The 7,628-nt window shown below is 38.6% G+C and carries 6 protein-coding genes and 1 pseudogene; 4 read left to right on the forward strand and 3 right to left on the reverse strand.

Annotation, left to right across the window (positions count from 1 at the left end; genetic code table 11):
• A pseudogene (locus tag AC2JBO_RS40860) lies at positions 1-476 on the reverse strand (hypothetical protein); the annotation flags it as partial.
• 660 nt (positions 477-1,136) lie between these two features.
• Here AC2JBO_RS40860 and AC2JBO_RS40865 point away from each other — a divergent pair.
• The 3 genes from AC2JBO_RS40865 (at position 1,137) to AC2JBO_RS40875 (ending at position 4,074) form a co-directional block, all read left to right on the forward strand.
• Positions 1,137-2,009, forward strand: coding sequence for a DUF2382 domain-containing protein (locus tag AC2JBO_RS40865; protein ID WP_496959346.1), 873 nt, complete (start codon positions 1,137-1,139; stop codon positions 2,007-2,009).
• Positions 2,010-2,392: 383 nt separating this feature from the next.
• Entirely contained in the window at positions 2,393-3,334 is a 942-nt protein-coding gene (locus AC2JBO_RS40870; protein WP_496959347.1) for a hypothetical protein, read from the forward strand.
• 119 nt (positions 3,335-3,453) lie between these two features.
• Complete coding sequence (locus AC2JBO_RS40875; RefSeq protein WP_496959348.1) at positions 3,454-4,074, forward strand: hypothetical protein; 621 nt, start codon at positions 3,454-3,456, stop codon at positions 4,072-4,074.
• On the opposite strand, the gene AC2JBO_RS40880 is transcribed toward AC2JBO_RS40875, so the two are convergent.
• Together AC2JBO_RS40880 and AC2JBO_RS40885 are read right to left on the reverse strand one after the other, a co-directional pair.
• Complete coding sequence (locus AC2JBO_RS40880; protein ID WP_496959349.1) at positions 4,071-4,244, reverse strand: hypothetical protein; 174 nt, start codon at positions 4,242-4,244, stop codon at positions 4,071-4,073. The two genes, AC2JBO_RS40875 and AC2JBO_RS40880, sit on opposite strands and share 4 nt — an antisense overlap.
• A 248-nt stretch (positions 4,245-4,492) precedes the next feature.
• Positions 4,493-6,739, reverse strand: coding sequence for a glycosyltransferase family 2 protein (locus AC2JBO_RS40885; RefSeq protein WP_496959350.1), 2,247 nt, complete (start codon positions 6,737-6,739; stop codon positions 4,493-4,495).
• Positions 6,740-7,072: 333 nt separating this feature from the next.
• Here AC2JBO_RS40885 and AC2JBO_RS40890 point away from each other — a divergent pair, with 333 nt between their 5' ends.
• Positions 7,073-7,531 carry a DM13 domain-containing protein gene (locus AC2JBO_RS40890; protein ID WP_496959351.1) on the forward strand — a complete coding sequence of 153 codons (459 nt, stop codon included), beginning with the start codon at positions 7,073-7,075 and terminating at the stop codon, positions 7,529-7,531.
• Positions 7,532-7,628: the final 97 nt, after the last annotated feature.

Genomic DNA, 7,628 nt, shown 5'->3' on the forward strand with positions numbered 1-7,628 from the left:
AGTAAGATAGGTTTTTTTGGTAGTGGACTTCCTGTCCGCAAGTGCGCTATTAGTTTATTAACGCTTATAGGAGTCATTTTAGACGCTTTCATTAGTTCAAAATGCTTACTTAATTCTTGCGGTGTTAAATCATAAATTACCTTCTTTTCCAAGATAATATCATGGTACATCATTACAGGGATTTTGGAATTTTTGGCTGTGGCATGTATTTTTGGTAAAGGCGCCGCTGGCAGAGAGAACGTTTCAGACGATTTTATTTTAAATAAGATTTCGGCGCCAGATAATACTTGACTATTTACAGGCTCTAATTCGCTACCTATATTTTTATTGCTGCATAGATGACTGTGCTGGTTTAAAGATATTAAATAATAGTTTTGAAATTCAGTTGCAATTGCCCGGTATAAACCAAAAATACAAAAATACACAGTGGACAAAAAGGCAACGATAATTACATAAAGCTTTCGTCTTGGTAGCATCTTTTTATTTTTTCGAGAGTAAAATAGTGAAATTGTATACCGCTGGTATATAGTGGTTCCCATTCTGATGAAGTACACAAGGGCGGGCTTTCTATGCCCGCTCCACAAGATTTTTATTAATTTAATCTGTACCTCATGTGACTAGTAACCGCTATAGCATTACACTTACTAGTCTACAAAACGATATTAAAGATTCCCTATAAGATGGCGCCAAACCCTAATTTTAAGTAGAGACGCTTAGAACCGGAGCGTCTCTACTCTGTGATGAAATAAATACCACAAAAATGAAAGACAGCACAATTAAGAACAAATTTATTATTAATTGCAAATTACTATAAACCGAGTTTTTTAATCATTTTTTTGCAATAAGCTTGGTTTATATAATATAATTTCTAATATTTAAACTTTCTTAACATACATTTAATGTAAGAAAATAGTCACAGTATTACTTTATGCTAGTGACTAGTCACATTTAAGCTAAACCTATGTTTTCTTTATGACTAAAACCCTTATGAATAAAGCCTTTAGCAGAACCTTACATATAAATTTAGTACACAATGAAAGCAGCATAAATAATAAGGCAACTCATCCTAAAGAAAGATGATAATAGGTGATTCAGTTTTTAACTTAAGAGTTGACGTTAGAAAAAGGAAATAAATAATGACACTTCATAAAATTAGCGATTTTGACACTGACTACCGTAACACCATTCAAGGTAATGATATAAAAGGAATGAGTGTTTATACGCAAGGAACAGAAGATAAGGTTGGTACAGTAAGTGATGTCTTGGTTGATGACAACGGTCAGTTTCGTTACTTGATCGTTGATGTAGGTTTCTGGATTTTTGGTAAAAAAGTATTGTTACCATTGGGCCGTACTAATATTAATTCCGCTCAAGACCGTGTATATACCATATTAACTAAGCAGCAAGCAGAAGATTTACCTGAATATAAGGAAGGTACAGTACTTGATTATGACTACGAAGAACAAGTACGTGGAGTGTATCGTCCAGCACTAGAATCCTCCGCGCCTCTTAATACTTCTGCTGCGGTTGGAAGCAGTGCGAGTATTCCGACTTACGACCGTGATACATACAACTACTCGCAAGATACAGACTTATACAATACAGATACACACTCAGACCAAACCTTCAAGCTTTACGAAGAGCGGTTGGTTGCAAATAAACAGCGTCGTAAAGCAGGAGAAGTAACAATTGGTAAGCACGTTGAAACCGAGACAGCAAGAGTTTCTGTACCAGTTGAAAAAGAACGAGTTGTCGTTGAACGAGTAACTCCATCTAATGTGGGTCAAGTTGTTTCAGATGCAACAGCTTTCCGTTCTGGAGAAGTTGCACATGTTGAAATATACGAAGAAGTCGCTGATGTTCGTAAAGAAGCGGTTGTCAGAGAAGAAGTGCGAGTTAAAAAAGTTGTCGATCAAGAAACTGTAGAAACTCAAGAGACTGTTCGTCGTGAAGAATTAGACGTTGACTCCGAAGGGCGCCCAATTGCTAATAAGAAAGAGCGGATGTAATTTAGAGAAACCAAGTTTTGTTAAGAGTTCATAGCCAAGCCTCTCTGAAGAGAGGTTTTTTATTTGATATTTTTATGAATATAGCAGTCCTAAATCATTTGTAAAATTCGCGCTCCGGTAGAGACGCGATTAATCGCGTCTCTACGTATATAATTTTTTACAACTCATATAATAATGCTATACAATTAACTTTAATAATCTACTTTTTATCTAAAAAATATAATTTTTTCTTTAAAAATTAGAGTTATAAAACTTAATATTCTCTGGCTATAGACGTATTATAATAAATAATTTCTTCTGCCAATAGAAAGGTTAATTTGTAATTTTTAATAGGTAGATTAGGAGTATAAAGCAAATGTTAATTTAACAGGGAATTGAGTAATATGGTTGAGAGCAGCAGTCCAAACTACGAACAACGCGATAATCAGTCTTATCAAACAGGCGCCGATGCGAACATAGGTTACAGACAAAATTATGATGACCGCAGCCAATACGGTCAATCAAATCACCCATACGCACAGCCAAGTCAGCAATACGGTCAATCAAATCAGCCATACGGTCAATCAAATCAACAGTATGGTAATTCTGGTTCGGCAAATATAAATGCAAAAAGTCCATCAGATAAAGAGAAAAGTGACACATTAAGCAGAGTACTACTCGGTGGACTTATAGGTGGTACTTTAGGGTCATTAGCTGCTGCATTTGCTGGTAAAAGAATTGCTCAAGGTTTTGGGCACGCAGTTCAAGGAGTTGGCGAAGCAGCCAAAACAATTGGTTCTGGTTTACTCCAAACAGGTCAAGGTTTGGGACAAGCAGTACAAAGTGTAGCTGAAGGTACAACTCAGGCTGTTGTTGGTGGTGCAGTAGATACAGCAAAAGGTGTTGCTGACAGCGCCTCACAAGTAGCAGCAGGCACAATGGATGCTGTACAGAATACCGCAGAGGGTGTAAATCAAGTTGTGAAAGCAGGTGCTGATGCTGTACAGAATACAGCAGAAGCTGTTAGCCAAGCAGTTAAAAGTGGAGCAGACAACGTACAAGGTACTGCTGATAATTTGAATCAGTCGGTGCAATATGCAACTGACACATTCAAGTATCAAGCGCAACAATCAACATCCGCGCCTGCAAGTAATCAATACACTGGAAGTGCTTACACAGGTAGTAAAACAAGCAGTGTGCAAACTAATCCTATCAGCGATACCAGCTCTGCCTCTGTTTACATGAGTCCAGTTTCAGACTTTGACGCGCGGACAGCTTCAGCTTCTATTGATATGGACTCACTAGAAGAAGAAATCAACCGTACTGATAGAGCGACTTTTGAATAGGTTTTGATGATTGTTGAGTGGAATGGGCAATACTGGGGCGGGTAAGGATGCCCACCCCACAAGATATTTCATCCACAAGATATTTCACAAGATAAATATTTGATTATGAGGAGATTATTATGAACACTAATCAGCAATTGTTACCTCCTGAAAGCGAGGGTATAAATACAGGTAGTGCATTGACTGAGACTTATGTACTTAGTGATGCTGATAAAGCTAATAACACACGTAATAATGAGTTATCAAAAATTGCTGTGGGAACCATAATTGGCGCCACTGTTGGTGCGGTTGCGGGTACATTAGCAATGAAAGGGGTTGGGGAGAAAATTAATCAGACAATAAAAGGTGTAACTAACGTCGCCAGATACACGGCGCACAGTTTTAACGAAACATTCAAATCAATCGGTGAAACCATTAATACTGTAGCAACAGGTGTTAGCGATACAACAAAAGATGTCGGCGATATTATCAAAAATACAGCCGAAGACGTTAATAATACTGTCAACACATCAGTAAGTAAAGTCAGGAATACGGTTGTTGACGTTAATGATACCGTTAGAAGTACTACTGATACTGTTAGAACTACTGCTTCTAATGTAACTGGTTCTGTCAAAAACTCAACCAAGTTTACTCAAGATGCAGAATTTGTTAGTGAAGATAGTTCTAAGGGTTCAGAGGGCGCCGAGTCTGAGAAAAACGATACCAATGTAGCTTCTGTAAATCAAAACGATTACATTTAAATAGTTACCAAGAATGTTACCTCTCCCCCTAACCCCTCTCCTAAAAGGATACTGCTGGCGAATGGTAGGTCTAACCCCTCAGTATTACGATTTTGCGTTGTTTCCGAAGATGTAGAGACGCGATTAATCGCGTCTCTACACGCCTGTTTTCGTGAAATAAAGGGCGCCACCCCCGAATCGCCAGCGGTATCCTTTTAGGAGAGGGGGAAATTTCTAATCATGTTAGGTTACTTCGCTGAAAGACTGCTTGTAAAAAGTTTTATTTATGGCTTTTTTTAAGCTGAATCAAGTTCAAGGAAGCGAAATGTCATAATATCAAGTGTTGAATCTATGATATCATTTTAGCTTTTATGCTCGCTTATAGAAACAATTTTGTATAAAATAGAACAGGCAGGATACCTGTTCTACAAGAGTTGTCTTAAACTTTTGCTACTGCTACTGGACTAACGTCAATGTTTCGATCAAATAAAATTCTCGGTTTCAGAAGAATTTTGAAGATTAATAAGAATGATTGAAATTCTCCGGGTGTTTTATTACGCTTCCACTGTCCGGGACGACAAAAAAGCATTTTAACGATGTGGCGATGTTGCGTTAAAGTGAGTGATGTATATTTAACTCTAATGGTAGGGTACTCTTCGTTAAAGCCTGTTTGGACTATTTCGGCGCCGAGTTGTAGGTATTCTTCTGCTATTTCTAGATGTACTGTGCTGTTTGCTGGTAAGTCAAGTAAGCTTTGAGTTAAGGCAATTTCGGCGCCTGCTTCTGAAATAATTGTAGTTACACCCCATAATGTTTGATTGTCCCCAATAGTTAGTTTGACGACTCTTCGTAAATCAAACCATTCGTAAATATCTGGTTTGGGTGCATCAAGGAGTACTAATAAGGCAATACCAATCATGATCAGGTTATATGTACTCCATAGCCAACCTAAACCAATACCTTTAAGTGTATTATCAACTTCCTTAGCCCATACTCCATGTATCATACACATGCCTAAATTACGCCATAAACTTATAGCGGTGGCAATAAATAATACAATTAATGGTGAAGCTAGTTTCCAATTAAATGCGTAACTATTGTTGACTATACCTTTGGGTGTTACTTTAAAACCCTTGGAGAAAGGATTTAGCATAACTTGGATAACTGTTAATGCTAAGGGAAAACACAATACTAAAGAGTATATATCTGAGAGAAGGGCAGAGCGTGCGTGATTGTTTAACCAAGCAAATACTGCTAAATTTACTAAATAATAAGGCAAGAAAAAATACATTAACTCTGCTGGAGTGGCTTTGATTGGAATAACTCCCAAAAACGAGTACATTAAGGGCATAATGAGAAAATATACGCGCGAGATACTAGTGAACCAATGTAGTAACCCTTCTAAATGCGCGAGTCTTTGAATGATACTAAGTCCGGGAATTGTTAGCGGATTCGATGTAATGAAAAATCCTTGTAGCGTTCCTCTTGCCCAGCGTAATCTTTGTGTAGCGTGAGCAACGATGTTTTCTGCTGCTAAACCAGCGCTGAGTTTTTCATCAAGGTAAATTAAACGGTATCCACTTGCAGAGAGACGAATACCTGTAAAATAGTCTTCGCTTAAAGATTCGGTGACAAACCCACCTGTTTCTAACAATGCACTACGACGTACTACAAACGAAGTTCCAGCACAAACCACGCTGTCTGCACCGTCACGAATTGGTTGGATTTGTCGATAAAATACTTCTTCTTCGGATATTAGGATATTTTCTAAGCCGAGATTGCGAGCAATTGGGTCAGCGTTGTAAAAGCTTTGCGGTGTTTGGACGAGAGCAATGTTACTATCTTGAAAAAAGCCAACGGTACGGGTAAGAAAATTAGTGGTTGGTATAAAATCAGCATCAAAGATTACAATTAACTCACCCTCCGTTTTTGTGAGTGCATGGTTTACATTTCCAGCTTTGGCATGACGGTTGTCGGGTCGGGTTATATACTCACACCGTAGTTCTGCTGCTAATTCTGCCATTTCTGGGCGCCGTGTATCATCGAGCAAATATATTTTCTTGTTGGGATAATCTAAAGCTTGGCAACCAATTATAGTACGTCTTAGTATGAAAGTTGGTTCTGAGTAGGTAGGAATAAGGATATCAACAGTCGGATTAAAGCTGCCATCAATAACTGCAAGGGATTTTATATCAGCTGCACGCTTGCGGTCTTTGACGTTAAGCATCAAAAATAATTGAATCGTGGTGCTAACTACCATTACCATCTCTAACACGAAAAGTCCCAAGCTAAACACACCGTTCAACGGGTTGACTAGGTTGAGTGTAGATAAGCTGCGCCAAGTGACGTATCGCAAAGTCAATATAATTAAAATTCCGACTACAATACGTCGAGACCAAACGCGCGGTTGTGGAGAAACTCGCATTACAGCTAGCACCACTATAAACAATACTACCGTCGGCGCCAGTAGATATTCACCCGTCACCATTGGAACTTGCAACCACATTGGTGGATGTTGCTGCAAGTTATTTACTTGCTCAAAGATTTGGCTAATGCGGTGTTCACCTGCAAACCAACCTGCAACTACTATCCCTGAAATAGTTAGGATACCAACTAGCATCAGCGTTGCTGTTCGCAGTTGCCTGCTGCTCCATCGAGATTTTGGTTTTAAGTGCGATACTGACATTTTTACTCTTTGTTTGATTTAAATGTTTTGCCCAACACTTTGTTATTGATGGGTAGTGATGCGAGCTATTCGCACCTTGCCATCTTAATAATAATTAACAATTACATAATTATTTTAAGTGTAAACACGTAAATAAGTGCTGCGCTTGCGTGTTCGGTGCCGGACTGCGGGAGTAAAATGTGATTACACTGCTACAATAACCGATACAGTTGAACGTTTGATTAAAGCAGGCTGAAATCATAGACATAAAACTTAAGCAAATTCTCAACTTGTACTCATCTTGTCTGACGCTAAAAGGTTTAAATTCAAGTTATATGACTTCAAAGAGCGGATATGAAATATAATTTAGTTATTGTTGGTGCCGTTGCGGCCTTAATGGGAAGTTGTGCAAACGAAGTAAGTACTAACCCTGGCAATGTAGAGGTGCCTCAACGTGACACAACATCAACATCAAATGCTAGTACAGCAATTGGAAGTTTTAGAGCCGCAGAACATCCAACTCAAGGCAACGCCCGTATTGTGAATCAAAATGGAAAACGCTTCGTTGAATTTAACGAAGAGTTTAAAACTGATAATGGACCAGATTTATATGTGATTTTGCATCGTAACGCCACAGTCCCTGACGGTATAAAAGAAAAAGATTATGTGCAGCTTGCTCGTTTACAAAAGACAAATGGTGTTCAGCGTTACGCAATACCCGAAAACGTTCAGTTGGCAGATTTTAAATCGGTTGCTATTTGGTGTCGTCAGTTTAATGCGACATTTGGCTATGCACCTTTAAGTAATAGCTAGGCGCCTACAACAGTTTTAATGTGGCCGTCTTTCAATGAGCAATACCACCACCAATAGGTAAGAAACGCTTCAGCTTTGTTGGCAGGCGCCGATGCAA

The sequence above is a fragment of the Calothrix sp. CBUCES-K 9914 genome (genome assembly GCF_059640475.1).

Bases quoted from the DNA above. Each gene is read 5' to 3' on its own strand.
- AC2JBO_RS40870 (WP_496959347.1), top strand. From the start codon at position 2,393: ATGGTTGAGAGCAGCAGTCCAAACTACGAACAACGCGATAATCAGTCT.
- AC2JBO_RS40875 (WP_496959348.1), top strand. From the start codon at position 3,454: ATGAACACTAATCAGCAATTGTTACCTCCTGAAAGCGAGGGTATAAAT.
- AC2JBO_RS40890 (WP_496959351.1), top strand. From the start codon at position 7,073: ATGAAATATAATTTAGTTATTGTTGGTGCCGTTGCGGCCTTAATGGGA.
- AC2JBO_RS40885 (WP_496959350.1), bottom strand. From the start codon at position 6,739: ATGTCAGTATCGCACTTAAAACCAAAATCTCGATGGAGCAGCAGGCAA.
- AC2JBO_RS40865 (WP_496959346.1), top strand. From the start codon at position 1,137: ATGACACTTCATAAAATTAGCGATTTTGACACTGACTACCGTAACACC.